This is a genomic window from Streptosporangium sp. NPDC023615, assembly GCF_040640155.1.
Lineage (GTDB): Bacteria > Actinomycetota > Actinomycetes > Streptosporangiales > Streptosporangiaceae > Streptosporangium.
Window position 1 is genome coordinate 47,572 of sequence record NZ_JBFABE010000025.1, and the last position, 15,116, is coordinate 62,687.

The window sequence follows — 15,116 nt, forward strand, 5'->3', positions numbered from 1 at the left end:
ATATGAGTCCCACCATCGCGTCGGTCCTGACGTCCCCATCCCCCGCCGGGGCCGAGACGCTCTCGCTCGCCGAGAACCTCGGGCGCGGCGCGCTCGCGATCGCCGCCTACGCCGTCCTGGGGGTGATCCTGCTGGTCATCGGCTTCTACGTGATCGACCTGGCCATCCCGGGCAAGCTCAGCCACCTGATCAAGGATGCCCGCAACCCCAACGCCACCCTGCTCACCAGCTCGGGGCTGGCCGCGGTGGGGCTGATCGTCGCGGCCTCCATCTGGTCCTCCGGCGGGGCGCTGCACGAGGGCCTGCTCGCCACCGCGGTCTTCGGACTGCTCGGCATCGCCATGCAGACGGTGGGGATGATCGTCTTCGACAAGGTGGCGGGAATCTCCGTACGGCAGCTGGTCTCCGAGCCGGACCTGCAGCCCGGCGCCCGGCTGCTGGCGGTCACCCACCTGGCCATCGGCCTGATCACCGCCGTCGCGGTCGTCTGAGCACGGTCCCCGCCGTCCTCGTCGCTCCCGCCGTTCGCGGGAGCGACGGACGGCCGACGGGACACGGGCGACCCGTGGACGCGTGCGACCCACGGAACGCGTACGGTCCGCGGCACTCGGGCGGCGGGCCGGCCCGCGTGACGGGGACGGCGGTGGCGTCCCACAAGATCGGGGGCCGCGCGTTGTACGGAACCGTGGCCGACGCATCCCGCGCGACCTGGCACCCTTGGTGACGTGAGGGAACGGAGCAGGCAGGCGGCAGGACACGACGGCGTCGCGGCGGGGCCGGGGAGGGATCCCGAGTCCGACCGGGTCCGGCAGGACACCACGCGGCGGCTGGAGCGGGCCATGGGCACGCTGGGCACGGCCGCCATGTCCCGGATGGACGACCGGCTGATGTGGTTCCGCGCCCTGTCGGCCGAGGACCGGTCCTGGGTCGGGCTGGTCGCCCAGGCCGGGATCGCCGCGTTCGTGGAGTGGTTCCAGCACGCCGGCGAGGGCCGCCCGACCCCCAGCATCGAGTTCTTCGGCACCGCGCCCCGGGAGCTGAAGCGGTCCATCTCGCTGCAGCAGACCGTCGACATCGTGCGGGTCGTGGTCGAGGTGGTCGAGGCGCAGTCCGGGGAGCTGGCGGCGCCCGGCGGGGAGGACCAGCTCCAGCAGGCGATGCTCCGCTACACCCGCGACGTGGCGTTCGCCGCCGCGCAGGTCTACGCCCGCGAGGCCGAGGCCCGGGGGGCCTGGGACGCCCGGCTGGAGGCGTTGATCGTGGACGCCCTGGTCAGGGGGGAGGTCGACGACGGCCTGCACTCCTGGGCCGCGGCGCTCGGCTGGACCTCCGCGCCCGTCGTGGTGCTGGCGGGCCAGACGCCCGGCGACGACCCGCAGGCGGTGATCGACGCACTGCGCGAGCGGGGCCGCAGGTCGGGGCTGGACATGCTGGCCGGCGTGCAGGGCGACCGGCTGATCGTGATCGTCGGCGGCGCCGACAGCGTCACCGCGGCGGCCAGGCACGTGGTGCCGCGCTTCGGTCCCGGCCCGGTCGTGATCGGGCCCGAGGTGGCCGACCTGCACTCGGCCGCCAGATCGGCGCGGGCCGCGATGGCCGGGCTCCGGGCCGCGGCCGGGTGGCCCGACGCCCCCCGGCCGGTGCACGCCGAGGACCTGCTCGCCGAGCGGGCCATCGACGGTGACGGCGACGCCAGGGCCCAGCTCGTCGAGAACGTCTACCTGCCCCTGATCGGCACGCCGCTGCTGGACACCCTGGCCACCTACCTGGAACAGGGCACCTCCCTGGAGGCGACCGCCCGGCTGCTGTTCGTCCACCCCAACACGGTGCGCTACCGTCTGCGTAAGATCACCGAACTGACCGGGTACCAGCCGACCGAGGGCAGGTCCGCGTTCACCCTCCAGGTGGGACTGATCCTGGGCCGACTGTCCGAAACAACCGCGATCTAGCGTCCTTTACTTAATCTCCGTGAAACTCCCGTTGTAGATACCCTACAAAGAACTGGGGACCAACTTCGTCCGGATCCCCATCCGAGTAGTGGACTCCTACAGGGCAGGCTGGATTTCGTGCTCGTCATCGTCGCTCCGGGCCAAGGCGCCCAGACCCCAGGATTCCTCGGTCCATGGCTCGATCTCCCGGGTCTGGCCGACCGGCTGACCGCCTGGTCCGATCTGATCGACCTTGACCTGATCGCCTGCGGGACCACCGCGGACGCGGACGAGATCCGTGACACCGCCGTCGCCCAGCCACTGCTCGTGGCCGCCGGGCTGGCCGTCGCCGAGGTCCTCGGGGCCTCGCCCGGCATCGTCGCCGGGCACAGCGTGGGCGAGTTCACCGCCGCCGCGCTGGCCGGGGTGCTCACCCCCGAGCAGGCCCTCGTCCTCGTCCGCGAACGGGGCCTGGCCATGGCCAAGGCCGCCTCCGTCACCGAGACCGGCATGTCCGCCGTGCTGGGCGGGGTGGAGGAGGAGGTGCTCGCGGCCATGGCCGCCAGGGGCCTCGCCCCCGCCAACATCAACGGTGCCGGGCAGATCGTGGCCGGTGGCACGCTGGAGCAGCTGGCCGCGTTCAAGGCCGAGCCGCCCGCCCGTGCACGGGTGATCCCGCTCGCGGTCGCCGGCGCCTTCCACACCGAGCACATGGCCTCCGCGGTCGACCGGCTGCGCGAGGCCGCCGCCGGCCTCGACCCCGCCGACCCGGCCGTGACGCTGCTGTCCAACCGCGACGGCGAGGCGGTGCCGAGCGGCGCCGAGTTCCTGGAGCGCCTGGTCGCCCAGGTCGCCAGCCCGGTGCGCTGGGACGCCTGCATGGCCACCATGGCCGGCCGCGGCGTCACCACCATGATCGAGCTTGTCCCCGGCGGCACACTGACCGGCCTGGCCAAGCGTGCCCTGCGCGGGGTGACGGCCGTCGCCCTGAAGACCCCCGACGACCTGGAGGCCGCGCGAGCCGCCCTCGGGTCGGATGAGGAGCGGTGATCGACGCATGAAGATCTCTCAGGGCGCGCCGGGCGCGCGGATCCTGGCGTTCGGTCACTACCAGCCCTCCCAGGTGGTCACCAACGACGACCTGTCGGCGACCATGGAGACCGACGACGCCTGGATCCAGAGCCGCGTCGGCATCAAGGAGCGCCGGATCGCCCCCGACGGCGAGTCCGAGATCGACCTGGCCGTGCAGGCCGGGGGCAAGGCCCTGGCCGCCAGCGGCCTGTCGGCCGCCGACATCGACCTGGTGATCGTCGCCACCTGCACGCTGGAGACGCAGATCCCCAACGCGGCCGGCCGGGTCGCCACCCGCCTGGGCATCGACGCCCCGGGCGCGTTCGACGTGAACACCGCCTGCTCGGGCTTCTGCTACGCCCTCGCGGTCGCCAACGACGCGGTCCGCGCGGGCTCGGCCACCCACGTGCTCGTGGTCGGCACCGAGAAGCTCTCGCAGTGGATCGACTGGACCGACCGGGCCACCGCGGTGATCTTCGCCGACGGGGCGGGCGCCGCGGTCGTCGGCCCCTCCGAGACGCCGGGGATCAGCCCGGTGGTCTGGGGCAGCGCCGGCGACAAGTTCGACGCGATCATCATCAAGGACCGGGACTCCTTCCTGCACCAGGAGGGACAGACCGTGTTCCGCTGGGCGACCACCGCGCTGCACCCCGTGGCCAAGGAGATCTGCGACCGGGCCGGGGTCGACCCGGCCGACCTGGCCGCGTTCGTGCCCCACCAGGCCAACCTCCGCATCATCGAGACCATCGCCCGCAAGCTCGGCGCCGACAACGCCGTCATCGCCAAGGACATCGTGCTGGCCGGGAACACCTCGGCCGCCTCGATCCCGCTCGCCCTGTCCAGGATGATCGAGCAGGGTGAGGTCCCCTCCGGCGGGCTCGCCCTGCTGCTGGGCTTCGGCGCGGGCCTGACCTACGCGGGCCAGATCATCGAGATTCCCTAAAACTTCCGCGTGGCTCCGCCGCGCGGGAAACCAGAAGAAAACGAATCCAAGGAGAATAACCGACATGGCTCTGACCGAGCAGGAGATCCTCGCCGGCATCGGCAAGATCGTCAACGAGATCACCGGAATCCCGGCCGCCGAGGTCACCCCGGAGAAGAGCTTCGTCGACGACCTCGACATCGACTCGCTCTCCATGGTGGAGATCGCCGTCGCCGCCCAGGACGAGTTCGGCGTCGAGATCCCCGACGACCAGCTCAAGCACCTCAAGACCGTCAAGGACGTCATCAACTTCATCCAGAACTGAGACGTCCGGGCCTTCCGCCAGACCAGCGACACACAAGGAGCGCAGCAGTGAGTACAGACCAGGCACGTGTCGTCGTCACCGGGCTCGGCGCGACGACGCCCCTCGGTGGAGACGTCGCCTCGACCTGGTCGGCGCTCCTCGCCGGTCGGTCCGGGGTCCGCACCATCACCGAGGAGTGGGTCGACTCCGTCCCGGTGAAGTTCGCCGCCTTCGCGGCCGTCGACCCCACCGAGGTGCTGCCCCGGCCCGAGTCGCGACGGCTGGACCGGGCCGAGCAGTTCGCGCTGGTCGCGGCCCGCGAGGCCTGGGCGCACGCCGCGATCGAGAAGGTCGACCCCGAGCGGCTCGGCGTCGTCGTGGGCAGCGGCATCGGGGGCATCACCACGATCCTCGCCGCCTACGACACCTTCAAGGAGAAGGGCTGGACGCGGCTCTCACCGTTCACCGTGCCCATGCTGATGCCGAACGGCGCGGCGGGCTGGATCGGCATCGAGGTCGGCGCCCGCGCCGGCGTCCACGCCACCGTGAGCGCCTGCGCCACCGGCGCCGAGTCCATCGGGTACGCCATCGACATGATCCGTTCGGGCCGGGCCGACGTGGTCGTGGCCGGCGGGACCGAGGCGGCCATCCACCCGCTGAACATCGGCTCCTTCGCCGCCATGCGCGCCATGTCCACCCGCAACGACGAGCCCGAGCGCGCCTCCCGGCCGTGGGACAAGGGCCGCGACGGCTTCGTGCTGGGTGAGGGCGCCGGCATCGTCGTGCTGGAGTCCGAGGAGCACGCCCGCGCCCGCGGCGCCACGATCTACGCGGTCGCCGCCGGGGTCGGGTACTCCGCCGACGCCCACCACATCGCACAGCCCGAGCCGAGCGGCGCCGGGGTCATGCTGGCCATGCGCCGGGCCCTGGAGAACTCCGGTCTCACCGGCGCCGACATCAAGCACGTGAACGCGCACTCCACCTCCACCCCCGCCGGCGACGTGGTGGAGACGATCGCGATCAAGGAGGTCATCGGCGACCACCCGCTGGTCAGCGGCACCAAGTCGATGACCGGGCACCTGCTCGGCGGCGCCGGTGGCATCGAGTCCGTCTTCACCGTCCTGGCGCTGCACGAGCGGCGCGCGCCTGGAACGATCAACCTGGACGACCTGGACGACGGCGTCGAGGTCGACATCGTGCGCGATGAGCCCCGCGACCTGCCCGGCGGCCAGATCGCCGCGATCAACAACTCCTTCGGGTTCGGCGGGCACGACGTCGCCGTGGCGTTCACCACCGTCTGACAGGAGGCCCGTGCCGGCGACGCCCTCGGCGACGCCGGCACGGGCACGCGCCCCAGGGCCCCGCCGACCTCGTCGGCGGGGCCCTTCGGTCTTCTCGCTCCTCTCACCGGCAGGAAGCCGGCGGGATCGGACGGCGGGATCGGACGGCGGGGCCGGACGGCGGGGTCAGACGGCGGCGTGCAGCCAGCGGACCGGGGCTCCCTCTCCGGCGTACCGGAACGACTCCAGCTCGGCGTCCCACTGCTTGCCCAGCATGCGGTCCAGCTCCTCCTCCAGCACCACCCGGCCCTGGCGGGCCATCAGCATGGCCGAGCGCAGCCGGTCCTCGGGGATCAGGATGTCCCCGGAGGCGCCGATCACCGCCGTGAAGGCCCCCAGGGAGGGCGTGTAGGCGTGCCGGGACCCGTCGGCGCCCGGCGAGGCGTCCTCGGTGACCTCGAAGCGTATGCGCTGCCAGCCCATCAGCGACGAGGTGATGGCCGCCGCCGTACCCACGCGGGCCTCCCACTCGGCCTGTGCGCGCACGTGGCCGGGCGCGGCGGGCTGTGGAGTCCAGGTCAGGTCTACGGGTACGCCAAGGACACCTGCGACCGCCCATTCGATATGCGGGCACAGCGCAGGCTGAGTCGAGTGGACGTAAAGCACGCCACGAGCAGACACCGGACCTCCCGTTTCGGTACGAGGTGCGCCTTCCCCAACGGCCTCGTTCCAGGATGATCACAAGTGACTGAAGGAGAGACTACCGTCGGTCGCGACCTGGCACCAGAGGGGGGTCATACCGAGATGTTGCGGCGCGGGCACTTGACCGGGACTTTCCCGGGAATGAAGAGAACCCCGCCATTCGGCGATCGTTTCCGGAGGACCACATGGATATCGGCATCGAACGGGTCGAACCCATCCCTGGTTCGCCCGCCCTGATCCGGAAGGGCCAGTTGCTGACCGACGCCCCGGGCCTGGCGGCCACCGCCCGCTGGGCCGACGCCGTCACCGAGGCCGGGGGGATCTACCGGGTGCGGCTCTCCCCCGGCGTGGACGTCTGCGACCTGGTGGCCTCGGTGCGGGCGCGAGGCCTGCGGGCCTCCCCCAACCACGTCCTGAGGGGCCAGCCGCTGTACTTCGGCGGCCCCGCCTCACGCCCCTTCCCGTGCGCCGCCCTCCCGGCGCCCGCTCCCGCCGCGGACGGCCCCGCGGGAAACGCCGTGACCGTCGCCCTGCCCGACACCGGGCTGTCGGAGCATCCCTGGTGGGAGCGGAGCCCGTGGTTCCTGGAGCGGGGGCGGGAGAGCGACGAGGTCACCGACGGTGACCGCGACGGCGAGCCCGACCCCCAGGCCGGGCACGGCACGTTCATCGCCGGACTGGTCCTGCGGTCGGCCCCGGCGGCGCTCCTGCGGCCGATCAGGGTGCTGAACGGCCACGGCGTCGGAGACGAGGCCGGGCTCCTGCACGTCCTGGGCCGGCTCGCCTCCGACCCGCCCGGCGTGCTCAACCTCTCCTTCGGCGCGCACACCTTCGACGACGGCCCCTCCCCGCTGGTGGAGGCGGCACTGGCGGAACTGGCCGGCACGGTCACGGTGGCGTGCGCGGGGAACACCGCCTCCGACCGCCCCTTCTGGCCGGCCGCCTCGCCCCGGGTGATAGCCGTCGCGGCGCTGGACGCCGCCGGGGAGGCCCGGGCACCCTTCTCGGGGCACGGACCCTGGGTGGACGCCTGCGCCCCGGGAGAGTGGCTGTCCAGCGCCTTCCTCGACCACCACCCCTTCGGCGGCTACGCCCGCTGGAGCGGGACCTCCTTCGCCGCCGCGCTGGTGAGCGGGGCGATCGCCGCGGCGGCGGCGGAACGGTCCCCGCGGGAGGCGGCGAAGCGCCTGCTGGAGGGGGCGGGCAGCAGGCGGATTCCCGATTCCGGTGTGGTCGTGCCCGTACCCGGCTAAAGTCTCACCCAAAGTCATCGCTCGAACACTTCGAGTGTTCTCCGTGACCCTGGAGACGCCGGTGAGGGACCAGCACGCGCTCGACGACGTCCTGGCGGGCGGCCAGGAGGCCTGGGACGCTCTGGTCGCCCGGTTCACCGGCCCGCTCTGGTCGGCCGTGCGTGCCTACGACCTGAGTCCCGCCGACGCCGCCGACGCGGTGCAGGGCACCTGGCTGAGACTGCTGGAGAGCCTGCACACCATCCGCGATCCGGACCGCCTCGGCTACTGGCTGCTGACCACGGCCAGGCGGGAGGCGTCCCTGCTGAGCCGGCGGCATCGGGCCGAGCGGCCGGTGGCCGAGCATCCGGACGACGGCCGCCCGCTCACCGCGCCGGACGGCGCCGGGCACGCCCACGCCGATCCGGCGCTGACGGTGCTGACCGCCGACGAGGGCCGCCGCCTGTGGCAGGCCGTCGACGAGATGAACGAGCCGTGCCGCTCTCTGTTCCGGCTGATGGCCTCCGCCCCCGACGCGGGCGTCCACCAGCTGGCCGGGCGCCTGGGCATGCCCGCCGGGAGCTACGGCCCCACCCGGGGCCGCTGCCTGAACCGCCTACGCACCATGCTCACCGCCCGGGAGGCGACACCGTGACGCGGCATCCCACGTCGATCGACGACGAGTCCCTGATCGCCGCGCTGCGCATGGCCTCGGGGAGCGACCCGGTGCCCGAGCGGGTCACGGCCGCGGCCCGCGCCGCCTTCGGCCTGCGGCTGCCCGGCGCCGCCACGGCCCGCCCGGCGGTCACGCCCGCGCCGCACGGCGTCCGTTCCGCCGACCGGTCCCGGCTGCTGAGGTTCACCGCGGCCGGTATCACGGTGGAGCTGGAGGTCACCTCCCTGGACGGCCTGGTCGACCTGGCGGGGCAGATCTCGCCGTGGCCCGGGGAGGGCGCGCTGGTCGAGGTCCGCACGCTGCACCTCACCGAGTCGCGTACGCCGTCCCCGACGGGCCGGTTCGCCGTCGCCGGCCTGCCGCCGGGCTGGTTCAGCGTGGTCTGCCACCGGCCCGGCCGCTCGCCGGTGGCCACCGCCTGGACCCGGATCCGCCCGTAGGTGGGCCTCGACGAGACGCTCGCCACCGAGCACGCCCCCGCTCCCACCGCCGAGCCCGCCCCCGCATCGCCCGCCACCGGCCACGCCTCGCCCGCACTCACCGCCGAGCACACCCCCGTGTCGATCGCCGCCGAGCCCACCCCCACGTCGCCCGCCACCGGTCGTGCCTCCGCGCTCCGATCCGGCCCCGCCCGGACCGCGGCGGACCATGGCGAGGCTCTCGCCGCCGCCGAGCGCGCGGTCGAGCTGTCGGGCAGCGATCCGGCCGGCGCCCTCTCCCTCGCCCACGAGGTGCTCGCCTCGCTCCCGGCCTCCTGCCCCGGCGCGGAGGGGCGGGGCGGACAGGGTGGGCAGGGTGGGCAGGGCGGCTGCGCGCACTGCGAGACCGAGGCGGTGGCGCACCGGGCGCTCGCGGTGGCCGCGCGGGAGCTGGGCGACCTGCCGTTCGCCGAGGAGCGGCTCCGCCACGCGGTGGAGGTCGCCCTGTCGGCGGGACTGCGGCACCGGGCGGCCCAGGCCCGGCTCTCGCTGGTCCACGTCCGCACGGAACTGGGCCACCCGGAGCAGGCGCTGGTCGTCGCCGCCGACGCCGAACCCGGCCTGACCGGCGCCGAGCTGGGAAAGCTCGGGGTGCACCGCGCCGTGGCCCTGGCGCGGCTCGGCCGCTACCGCGAGGCCGTCGCCCAGTGCGACCGGGCGGTCGCCGTCCTCGGCGGCGACGTGAGGTTCATGGCCGGCGCGATGTTGAACCGCGGGCTCGCCCGCGTGTTCCTCGGGGAGTTCACCGCCGCCGAGGCCGACCTGAGCCGGTGCGCGGAGCTGGCGCGCGACGCGGGCCTGGAGCACCTGCTCGCCCTGGCCGAGGGCAACCTGCCCTTCCTGGCCGCGCGGCGCGGCGACCTGCCGGCCGCGTTCACCGCCTACCGGCGTGCCGAGGTCACGTTGTTCGGCTTCCCGGAGCGGCTGGCGACGGTCCGCTGCGACCTGGCCGAGGCGCTGATCGCGGCCCACCTGCCCGGCGAGGCGCGGGTGCTGCTGGAGGCGGCGGTTCCCGAGCTGGTGGCGGCGGGCGCCGGGGTGGCCCTGGCCGAGGCCCGGCTGCTGCTCGCCAGGGTGGAGCTGCGCACCGGCGATCCGCGCGGGGCCGCGGAGAGCGCGGAGCTGGCCGCCCGCGAGCTGGCCGCGCAGGGCCGGACGGTCCTGGTGCCGCTCGCCGCCGAGATCGGGCTGCGGGCCCGGCTCGCCCTGGACCCGCCCTCGGCGGTGCTCGCCGGGGAGATGCTCTCGTGCGCGGACGACCTCGCCGCCGCCGGGTACGGCGACGTCTCGGCGGCGCTCAGGCTCGCCGCCGCGGAGGTGACGCTGAAGCTGGGCGACACGCGGGCCGCGCGGGACCAGCTGGCCGTGCTGGCGCGCGCGGGCCGCGGTGTGGTCGCCCACCAGGCGACGGCGCTGCTCCGCCACCTGGCGGGCGACCGGCGGGGGGCGTTCGCCGCGGTGCTGGACGGCCTGGCCGAGGTGGGGACGGACACCGGCGCGCTGGAGGACCCGATGCTGCGCGCGCACGCGGTCAGGGCGGGTGAGCCGCTGGCCGGGTTCGGGCTGGAACTGGCCCTGCGGACCGGGCGGGGCCAGGTGGTCCTGGCCTGGGCCGAGCGGTGGCGGGCGGTCACCGGCGGCTCCGGCCGGCCGCTCGCCCCCGGAGCGGCCGCGCTGCGGGAGGCGCTGGGGCGGACGCTGCTGGTGGAGTTCGTCCGCCACCGGGACGAGCTGGTCGCCGTCGCGGTCACCCGGGAGAGGGTCACGCTGCACCGCCTCGGGAGGTTCGCTGTCGTGGCCGAGGCCGTCATCCGCCTCCGCTACGGGCTGCGCAGGACGCACCTGCGGGACGGCGGGGCCACCGTCTCCCCCGCGGAGGGGGCGGACGCCGCCGAGCTGGAGCGCCTGCTGCTGTGGCCGCTGCGCGACCTGCTCGGCGACCGCTCCCTGGTGGTCGTCCCGACCGGGAGCCTGCACACCCTGCCCTGGCCGCTGCTGCCGTCGAACGCCGGCAGGCCGGTGACCGTGGCGGCCAGCGCCGCCGCCTGGCTGGCCGCCCGGCGCGGGTCCCCCGCACCGGGCGCGTGGAACGGACGGGGCGGGCGGGACCGGCAGGACGGCCCGTACGGGCAGGACCGGGACGGCCCGCAGAGGCAGGACGGCCCCGGGCGGAGGCTGCACGACGGCCGGCACGGGCAGGACGGAGGGCACGGGAAGAACCGGGGGCGCGGGGGGCGCGGGGGGCGCGGACGGGTCGTGACGGTGGCCGGACCCGGCCTGCGGTGCGCCGAGGCCGAGGCCGCCATGGTCGGCCGGTGCCACCCGGGGACGGAACGGGTGGCGGCGCGGCGAAAGGACGTGCTGGCCGCGCTGGAGGGCGTGGACATGGCGCACCTGGCCGCGCACGGCGTGTTCTCCCCCCGGGCACCGCTGCTGTCGAGCATCGACCTCGACGACGGCGCGCTGATGGCGCACGACCTGCTGCGGCTGCGCGTCCCGCCCGCCCTGGTGGTGCTGTCGGCCTGCGACGCCGGGATGGCCCACGCCCCGGCCGACGGGGCGCCGCTGGGCCTGGCCGGCACGTTCCTGTCGCTGGGGTCGCGGTGCGTGGTGGCCAGCCTGGTGCCGGTGCGCGACGAGGAGACGCTGACGCTGATGACGGCCTTCCACGCCGCGCTGGCCGCCGGTGACCCGCCCGCGCGGGCGCTGGCCGTCGCGAGCGGGACGTCGGGCGTCGCGGGCTTCGTCTGCTTCGGGTTCGGGGATCAGCCGGTGGCGACCGGCCGCGACGGGTCGCTCACCCAGTCCGACCACGACCCGACGTAGAGCGCGGCCGGCAGGCCGGCCACCTCCAGGGCCAGCACCTGGTGCGCCGCCGTCACGCCGGAGCCGCAGTAGGCGCCCACCTCGACACCGGGAACGGCGCCCAGGGTGTTGAACCGTTCGCGCAGGAATCCGGCCCGGTGGAACCGGCCGGAGGGTTCGACGTTCTCCCCGGTGGGGGCGCTGACCGCGTCCGGGATGTGGCCGGCGACCGGGTCGATCGGCTCGACCTCGCCGCGGTACCGTTCGGCGGCGCGGGCGTCCAGCAGCACCCCGTCGGCGGCGAGCCGGGCGGCCCGCTCCGCGTCCAGCACCGGCATGCCGCCGGGCCGCGCCTCGAAGTCGCCGGGTGCGGGGGCCGGCTCCTCGGTGGAGAGCGGCGATCCCGCGGCGGTCCAGGCGCGCAGGCCGCCGTCCAGGACGCGGACGTCGGGGTGGCCGAAGTGGCGCAGCGTCCACCAGGCCCGGGCCGCGGCGGTGGAGTCGGCCTCGTCGTAGACGACGACTGGGCGGGAGCCGGACACGCCGAGCCTCCGCATCGCCTCCTGGAACGCGGCCGCCGACGGCAGCGGGTGGCGGCCCCCGGGCGTCCCGGCCTCCAGCACGGGCGGGCCGGCGAGGTCGGTCTCCAGGTCGCAGAAGACCGCGCCGGGAACGTGCCCGGCCCGGTAGTCGTCGACGGCGGCGGCGCCGGGCGCGCCGCCGAGCCTCCAGCGCACGTCCAGGACTGTCGCCCCGGACGCTCGCGCCGGGTCCGCGAGCTCCACGAGTTCCGCGAGCTCCGCGGCGGTGATCAGCGGGCTCATCGGGTGCTCACCTCCAGAAGGGGGACGTGCTGTTCGGCCGGGGTCAGGGAGCCGTGGCAGCCGATGAAGGCCGCCTCCTTCGGCTCGGTCGCGGTGGAGACGACGGCGCAGTCGGTGTACGGCACGGCCAGCACGTCGCCGATCCTGGGCAGCCACTCGGGGCGGATCCGCGGCCCGAACCAGCCCGAGTCGACCGCCTCCTGCCGGGAGGCCACCCACGCCTTCCCGGCGAGGGTCTCACGCCAGGCGTCCAGGACCGCCGCGGACGCGCCGGGCGCGGTGTAGACGTGGCGTGCCCTGGCCTCGCCGCCGAGCAGTGTGACGCCCTCGCGCAGCGCGGGCAGGGCGTCGACGTCGATCCGCTCGCCGACGTTGACCATGCCGTGGTCGGCGGTGACGTACATCGCCGAGCCCGGCGGGAGCGTCTCGGCCAGCCGCTCGGCCATCCGATCCACCAGGGCGAGCTGGTCGAGCCATTCCGGCGAACCCCAGCCGGTCACGTGACCGGTGGAGTCGAGGTCGCCGTAGTAGACCGTGACGTGGGCGCGGGGCTCGGCCAGCGCGCGGCGGACCCCGTCGATCCGCTCGTCGACCTCGTCGGCCCCGGTGAAGCGGACCCCGCGGTAGACCGCCCGGTTGAGGCCGGTGGTCTCGAACTTGGCCGGGCCGACGTAGCCGACCGAGACGCCCGCCTCGGCCGCGCGCTGGTAGACCGTCGGGGCCGGTTGCCACTCGCCGGGGTCGATGGGGGGGCCGGGGGCGGTCCAGCGCAGGCAGTTGAACAGGTAACCGGCGCCGGGGACGGCGAGCTGGCAGCCGAGCATGCCGTGCTCGCCCGGCGGCAGGCCGGTGCCGAGGCTGCTCAGGCTGGTCACGGTCGTGGAGGGAAAGCCCGCGGTGAGCACCCTGTCGGGCCGGGACGACAGGAACGGCGCGGTCTCCGGGTGGGCGCGGAGCAGCTCGGCGCCCATGCCGTCCACCAGGAAGAGCAGCACCCGCTCGGCCGGGGCGAGCGCCAGCGGGTTGTCGCCGTCCATTCCGACCACGGCCAGCAGCGAGGAGGACAGGTCGGCGAGCGAGGCCGTCCCGTACGCCGGGATGAGCGGGTTCACGAGGCGGTACGGGCCGTGGCCTCCGACAGTGCCTTGGCGAAAGCCAGCACGTGGGAGACGGCCTCTGGTCCGTCGGCCGCCTCGCTCACCCGCAGGGAGAGGTCGTCGGCCGTGATGGCGCCGGTGTATCCGTGGTCGGCCTCGCAGTTCTCGTCGCCGCAGGTCGCCGGCTCCAGGTCGACGTGGGAGATGGCCCCCCAGCCGATGGTCAGCGTGACCTCGGTGGGCGGCACGCCCGGCACGTAGGAGGCGGGGTCGGGGACGACCCGGGTGACCGCGACCGACTGGATCCGGCTGAGGCGGACGGCCTCGGTGGTCGTGGAGGCGTGGGACGCCGACACCCCCTCCACGGGCGGGTGCTCGTCGGTGTGGCAGACGAGCAGCCGGGTGGGAGAGAGCACCAGCACGGTGACGTGCCTGCGCACCTCCATGGCCGGGTCGAAGGTGGCCTCGTGGTGCACGACGTAGGCACCCACCTGCTCCTTGCCGAGCGCGGACTCGACCGCGTCGGCGACCAGGTCGGGATAGTAGCCACTGCGGTCGATGGCGTCTCGCAGGCCGGCGGACGAGAGTCGGGTTTCCCTCATGGGTCCATCCTGCCCTGTCCGGGGCGGCGCTTTCACCGGGAGCGGGACACCTTCGGCGGGTGGTGCAAATCGTGATCCGCCCCGTCGGAGCTCCCTGGGCCGCGCGAGGCCCTTTCCCGGGGAGCCTTTTTCCGTGGCGTCCAGGCGCTTTCCAAATATTGGGGCTGACGGGTCCAAGCATTTTCCGAAGAATCCCGAGGTTTCCCCAGGAATCCGATCTGAAGGATCGGGGTGTCTTTCTGCGGGACCGGGGCGCCGCCGGGTCGCACCCCGGCCGTGACTTTTCCCCCCGTACGGTTTGGCGTGATCTTTTAACGGCTACCGGGAGCGGTGGCGGCCCGCGTGCCGTCCCGGGTCCGGCGTCGGCCGGTCCGGCGCGTGCCGGCGTCCGCTTCGGCCGCGGGATGCCCGCTCCGCCTGCGGGGGGGGCGCAGCCGCGGCCTCCGGACGGGGCCCTGACGGAGAGGACGAGAGATGGCCGATGACCGTCCGGGGCGGCGCCCCAGGACCTGGAGGAACCCGGGCGGGTGGCGGGACGGCCCGGCGCGTCTGGCCGGGCCGGCGCGTCTGGCCGGGCTGGTGCTCGCCGTGACGGCCGCGACGGGTGCGACAGGCGCGGCGGGCACGGTGGGCACGGTGGGCGCGGCGCCTCCCGTCCCCGGGGAGGCACTCTCCCGGGACCTGATCCTGACCACGGTCCACGACGGCCCGTTCGAGGCGGGCGGCAGGGGGGTCTTCTCCGTCGACGTCGTGGCGGGACGTCACTCCCGGGGCATCACCCGCCCCACCGGGATCACCTATCACTTTCCCCAGGGACTGACCCCGCTCCGGGCACTGGGCGCGGGATGGACGTGCCGGATCACGGAGCGGCGCCTGGGCTGCGGCACGGGCGGCCGGGCCGCCCCGGGGTTCCAGCTCCCCCGGATCACGGTCGAGGTGGCCGTGGCGCCGGACGCGGCGGGCACGCTGACCGTCTCCGGCCGGGCCGTCCAGACCATGGCGCCCCCCGGTACCGGCATCGGGGCCGGCATCGCCCCGGCGATCGACACCGTGGCCGGCAGCGTCCAGGTCCTGCCCGCACCGGCACCGGCACCGGTCGGCGACGAGTCGCACGGCCGATCCGTTGACCGGGCCGCGTGACCGGGCCGCGTGACCGGGCCGCGTGACCGGGCCGCGTGACCGGGCCGCGTGACG

15 protein-coding genes are annotated in these 15,116 nt (G+C 74.7%); 11 read left to right on the forward strand and 4 right to left on the reverse strand.

The genetic code is table 11. The annotated features are described in order from the left end of the window. Nucleotides 1–2 precede the first annotated feature (2 nt). The 6 genes from AB0G16_RS19345 to fabF all read left to right on the forward strand — a co-directional run bounded on the left by AB0G16_RS19345 (nucleotide 3) and on the right by fabF (nucleotide 5,526). A complete protein-coding gene (locus AB0G16_RS19345) occupies nucleotides 3–491 on the forward strand; it encodes a DUF350 domain-containing protein (RefSeq protein WP_362806374.1) in 489 nt (162 codons plus the stop codon). A 348-nt stretch (nucleotides 492–839) separates the two neighbouring features. Beyond that, a complete protein-coding gene (locus tag AB0G16_RS19350) occupies nucleotides 840–1,949 on the forward strand; it encodes a helix-turn-helix domain-containing protein (protein ID WP_362806451.1) in 1,110 nt (369 codons plus the stop codon). A gap of 117 nt (nucleotides 1,950–2,066) precedes the next feature. Continuing rightward, a complete protein-coding gene (locus tag AB0G16_RS19355) occupies nucleotides 2,067–2,978 on the forward strand; it encodes an ACP S-malonyltransferase (RefSeq protein ID WP_362806376.1) in 912 nt (303 codons plus the stop codon). 7 nt (nucleotides 2,979–2,985) lie between these two features. Continuing rightward, nucleotides 2,986–3,942: a beta-ketoacyl-ACP synthase III gene (locus AB0G16_RS19360; RefSeq protein WP_362806378.1), complete on the forward strand. Its 957-nt coding sequence runs from the start codon at nucleotides 2,986–2,988 to the stop codon at nucleotides 3,940–3,942. Between the two features lie 64 nt (nucleotides 3,943–4,006). After that, entirely contained in the window at nucleotides 4,007–4,246 is a 240-nt protein-coding gene (locus tag AB0G16_RS19365) for an acyl carrier protein (protein ID WP_362806380.1), read from the forward strand. A gap of 47 nt (nucleotides 4,247–4,293) precedes the next feature. After that, on the forward strand, nucleotides 4,294–5,526 hold the full coding sequence (fabF, locus tag AB0G16_RS19370) for a beta-ketoacyl-ACP synthase II (RefSeq protein WP_362806381.1): 1,233 nt from the start codon (nucleotides 4,294–4,296) through the stop codon (nucleotides 5,524–5,526). 165 nt (nucleotides 5,527–5,691) lie between these two features. Here fabF and AB0G16_RS19375 read toward each other — a convergent pair whose 3' ends face one another. Further along, entirely contained in the window at nucleotides 5,692–6,186 is a 495-nt protein-coding gene (locus AB0G16_RS19375; RefSeq protein WP_344896133.1) for a DUF3145 domain-containing protein, read from the reverse strand. Between the two features lie 206 nt (nucleotides 6,187–6,392). On the opposite strand from AB0G16_RS19375, the gene AB0G16_RS19380 reads away from it, so the two are divergent. From AB0G16_RS19380 to AB0G16_RS19395, 4 genes are read left to right on the forward strand one after another with little or no spacing between them, the layout of a single operon-like run. After that, nucleotides 6,393–7,460, forward strand: a complete 1,068-nt coding sequence (locus tag AB0G16_RS19380; protein ID WP_362806384.1) for a S8/S53 family peptidase — start codon at nucleotides 6,393–6,395, stop codon at nucleotides 7,458–7,460. A gap of 43 nt (nucleotides 7,461–7,503) precedes the next feature. Further along, nucleotides 7,504–8,094: a sigma-70 family RNA polymerase sigma factor gene (locus AB0G16_RS19385; RefSeq protein WP_362806386.1), complete on the forward strand. Its 591-nt coding sequence runs from the start codon at nucleotides 7,504–7,506 to the stop codon at nucleotides 8,092–8,094. After that, nucleotides 8,091–8,555: a hypothetical protein gene (locus AB0G16_RS19390; protein WP_362806388.1), complete on the forward strand. Its 465-nt coding sequence runs from the start codon at nucleotides 8,091–8,093 to the stop codon at nucleotides 8,553–8,555. Before AB0G16_RS19385 ends, AB0G16_RS19390 begins: the two co-directional genes overlap by 4 nt. Then, entirely contained in the window at nucleotides 8,556–11,420 is a 2,865-nt protein-coding gene (locus tag AB0G16_RS19395; RefSeq protein ID WP_362806390.1) for a CHAT domain-containing tetratricopeptide repeat protein, read from the forward strand. Here AB0G16_RS19395 and AB0G16_RS19400 read toward each other — a convergent pair. From AB0G16_RS19400 to AB0G16_RS19410, 3 genes are read right to left on the reverse strand one after another with little or no spacing between them, the layout of a single operon-like run. Beyond that, nucleotides 11,360–12,223 (reverse strand): sulfurtransferase, encoded by an 864-nt coding sequence (locus AB0G16_RS19400; RefSeq protein ID WP_362806392.1) that lies wholly within the window; start codon nucleotides 12,221–12,223, stop codon nucleotides 11,360–11,362. The two genes, AB0G16_RS19395 and AB0G16_RS19400, sit on opposite strands and share 61 nt — an antisense overlap. Further along, nucleotides 12,220–13,335 (reverse strand): nucleotide pyrophosphatase/phosphodiesterase family protein, encoded by a 1,116-nt coding sequence (locus tag AB0G16_RS19405; protein ID WP_362806394.1) that lies wholly within the window; start codon nucleotides 13,333–13,335, stop codon nucleotides 12,220–12,222. Before AB0G16_RS19405 ends, AB0G16_RS19400 begins: the two co-directional genes overlap by 4 nt. Beyond that, nucleotides 13,332–13,922: a DUF5998 family protein gene (locus tag AB0G16_RS19410; protein ID WP_350925792.1), complete on the reverse strand. Its 591-nt coding sequence runs from the start codon at nucleotides 13,920–13,922 to the stop codon at nucleotides 13,332–13,334. The genes AB0G16_RS19405 and AB0G16_RS19410 overlap by 4 nt, the downstream gene beginning before the upstream one ends. Nucleotides 13,923–14,396: 474 nt before the next feature. Here AB0G16_RS19410 and AB0G16_RS19415 point away from each other — a divergent pair, with 474 nt between their 5' ends. After that, a complete protein-coding gene (locus AB0G16_RS19415) occupies nucleotides 14,397–15,062 on the forward strand; it encodes a hypothetical protein (RefSeq protein WP_362806397.1) in 666 nt (221 codons plus the stop codon). The last annotated feature ends 54 nt before the right edge of the window (nucleotides 15,063–15,116 follow it).